Below are 3104 nucleotides of genomic sequence, written 5' to 3' on the forward strand. Positions count from 1 at the left end.
CGACGTCGACGCGAGTCTCGAACCCTGGACAGTGCTCGGGAATTTCTCCGCACGAAATCGTCTCGGGCGCCTACGCCTTGGCATCGGCGTTACCGATGCAGGTCGTCGCAATCCGGCCGTCACCGCACAGGCCGCCGCAACGCTGCACCTGCTCACCCGGGGCCGGGCAATTCTGGGCATCGGCACCGGCGAGCGCGAAGGCAACGAGCCCTACGGCGTGGACTGGTCCAAGCCGGTAGCGCGGTTTGAAGAAGCCATGGCGACCATCCGGGCGCTGTGGAACTCCGGCGGAGAACTCGTCACCCGGGACTCATCGTTTTTCCCGCTACACAACGCGGCATTCGCCTTGCCGCCCTACCGCGGCAAATGGCCGGAGATCTGGATTGCCGCACACGGGCCGCGCATGCTGCGGGCCACCGGCCGCTACGCTGATGCCTGGTTCCCGGCGGGGACAATCCGGCCGAAGGACTACGCGGCCGGGCTGGAAAGGGTGCGGTCCGCAGCCTCCGATTCCGGGCGAGATCCTATGTCCGTCAAGGCCGCCAACTGGCTGTTCGTGGTCACCGGAAGCAGCCGCACGCGGGTCGACGAAGCGCTGAGCTCGACCGCGATGAAGGCGTTCGCACTCAACGTGCCTGCCGAGGAGTGGGCCCGCCACGGGGTCAGTCATCCGTTCGGTGACGACTTCGCCGGCGCGCAGGACATCATCCCGCAGACCCTCGACGAACAGACCGTGGTGTCCGCCGCCGCACAGGTGCCACCGTCGTTACTCAAAGAATGCGCTCTCACCGGTACCCCTGATGAGGTGATCGAGCAGGCCGCCGAATGGCGCAACCACGGCATGGAGTACGTGGTGATCTGCAATGTCAGCGCCGTGCAGCCGAGTCTGCGCCGCGGTCTTGCCGCGAGCGTTCCGTTCATGAGAATTCTGCGGCAATTGCGCCGACTATGACACCGCGGCAGATCGACGGTCGGTTTCGCTAAATGCCCTGTTGAGCCATTCGCTGATCGTGGCTGCCAGCGTCGCCCGATTCTCGCGTTTGGCGATCTCGTGCCCGTCGTCGCTGAAAAGCAGGTAACGCACGTCGCGACCGGCCACGCGGAGCGCGTCGACGATCTGCTGTGATTCGCTGGCCGGCACGTTGGTGTCGTGGACTCCGTGCACCACCAGCAACGGTGCGGTCAACGCATCGACGCGCCGCAGCGGGGACAGCCGCTCGAGCAGCTCGCGGTCGCTGACCGGGTGGCCGTACTTGGTATAGGCCCCGTCGGCAATCCAGTGCTCGGTGTTGCGATAGAACGTGGTGAGGTCACTCATCCCGCAGATGGTGATACCGGCCGCGAACAACGCCGGGTGGAACGTCATGGCCGCCATCGTCAGATAGCCGCCGTACGACCAGCCCGCGCAGGCGATCCGTCGCGGGTGGGCCACTTCGTTGTCGATCAGGAAACGCACACAGTCGGCGACGTCGTCGATGGCCGCGAACCGCTGTTCCTTGTCGTCGGCGTGACCGAAGGTCCGGCCGAAGCCGCCCGAGCCGCGGACATTCGGTGTCAACACGGTGATCCCGTCGTTGACCAGACGGGCAAATATCTCGTCGTAACCGGGCCGGGACTGGCCTTCGGGGCCGCCGTGCAGATAGATCACCGCGCCCTTAGTCGTGGGATCAGTCGCGGTCTCGGTGGGCCGGTATAACCATGCGTTCAGTCTCAACCCGTCACGCGCCGTGATCGTCTCCGGGCCGGTGTCGGCGGAGAAACCGGGCACGATCGGACCGTGGCTGGGTTCGCGGTCGACTCGCTCCCATTCCCGTGTGCGCGGATCGACGAGCTCGACGGTTCGCGGCATCGACGGCCCCTCGACGGTCATCGCGACCATCGAGCCGCCCGCGCTGATGGACAACTCGCTTGCGACCATGCCCGGCAACGGGATCGGTTCGTCCAACGTGTAGTCGGTGTACTGAAGGATCTGTAACTCGCTGCGGCCCTGCACGTTCCATAGCAGTGCGACCGTTGACAGGTCGTCGCTCACCGCGAACTGGTCGAGGTCACAGTCCGGTCGCTCGGCGACCACGAAGTAGCTGACGCCGTCCTGCGTGGCCGTCACCTCCAGCAGCCGGGCGTGCTCGCAGCCATTTTCGCTACGGATCAGTGCCCGCACGTATCCGCGGCCGAAGCGGTCACCCCGCGTGACCGGGCGGCTGCGGTTGGCCCGGTACGTCTTAGCCGGGCGATACAGCTTGGTCTGATCGCCATCGGGCCCGTACCGGAGACGGCGCGGATGGTGGTCGTCGAGGATGACCCCGTCGGCGGTCGTCGACCCCGGATCTGATGGCAGCAAAGCGATTTCGGTTTGGCCGTGCAGCATGATCAGTTCGTGGTAACCGCGCGGCCCGACCCGGATCAGCGACACGCCGGCCCAGGCATCAACCAGCCGGCCGCCGGATCGGGAGTCCAGTACGGTGTAATTCCCGTCGGCCGGGTCGATCAGGCAGGACCGGCCTATCCCGTCTTCACCGGTCAGGATGGCCGCCACGCGGACGCCGTCCCACGCGATCAGCTCGGCGGTCCCGGCTTCTTCGCGATCGATGCGCCGGGCCATCCGATCGTCGGGATCTGTCGTGACGACCCAGATCTGCGTGCGGGTGTCCCCATCGGGCGCCACCTCGCAGGCCAGCCACTGGCCGTCGGCGGAATGGATGACACGAGAGACGGGCCCTTCTACCGGCAGTTCGACATCGCGCGACGAGCTGGCCCGCCGGCCACGCAGAAAGCGTTGCACCGCACGCGGATAGCCGCCGTCGTCGACGATGTGGGCGAACGCGGTGGCGTCCGGGGACAGCGACGCGCCGTAAAGTGCGCGCACCTGCTGTCCCATCGGATCATCCCTCCATGCTTTGCAGCCACATCTCGAGCACCCCCAATTGCCAGAGGGTATTCGCGTCCAGCCGGGTCCGTGTCTCGTTCGGCGCGGCCAGCAGGGCCTTGACGCACTCGGCGCGATACAGCCCGCGATTGCGGGCGGCATCGTTGGTGACCGCGTCACGCACCATGTCCAGCAGCTCACCGCGCAGATGGCGGATGCTCGGCACCGGGAAGTGGCC

Annotated in this window: 3 protein-coding genes; 1 reads left to right on the forward strand and 2 read right to left on the reverse strand. The window is 66.6% G+C overall.

Annotated features, from left to right (window positions below; translation table 11 throughout):
• Window positions 1–952 (forward strand): LLM class flavin-dependent oxidoreductase (locus VNW74_RS00550; RefSeq protein ID WP_325674657.1); only part of this gene is annotated, 952 nt, incomplete at its 5' end.
• Here VNW74_RS00550 and VNW74_RS00555 read toward each other — a convergent pair.
• Both VNW74_RS00555 and VNW74_RS00560 read right to left on the reverse strand, forming a co-directional pair.
• Window positions 947–2878: an alpha/beta hydrolase family protein gene (locus VNW74_RS00555; RefSeq protein ID WP_325674658.1), complete on the reverse strand. Its 1932-nt coding sequence runs from the start codon at window positions 2876–2878 to the stop codon at window positions 947–949. The genes VNW74_RS00550 and VNW74_RS00555 overlap by 6 nt on opposite strands.
• Window positions 2879–2882: 4 nt before the next feature.
• On the reverse strand, window positions 2883–3104 hold a 222-nt coding region (locus VNW74_RS00560; RefSeq protein WP_325674659.1), incomplete at its 5' end, for an asparagine synthase-related protein.

It is taken from the genome of Mycobacterium sp. (assembly GCF_035570115.1).
In the GTDB taxonomy this organism is placed as follows: domain Bacteria; phylum Actinomycetota; class Actinomycetes; order Mycobacteriales; family Mycobacteriaceae; genus Mycobacterium.

Coding starts and splice junctions, on each gene's coding strand:
- VNW74_RS00555 (WP_325674658.1), bottom strand. CDS start 2,878: ATGGGACAGCAGGTGCGCGCACTTTACGGCGCGTCGCTGTCCCCGGAC.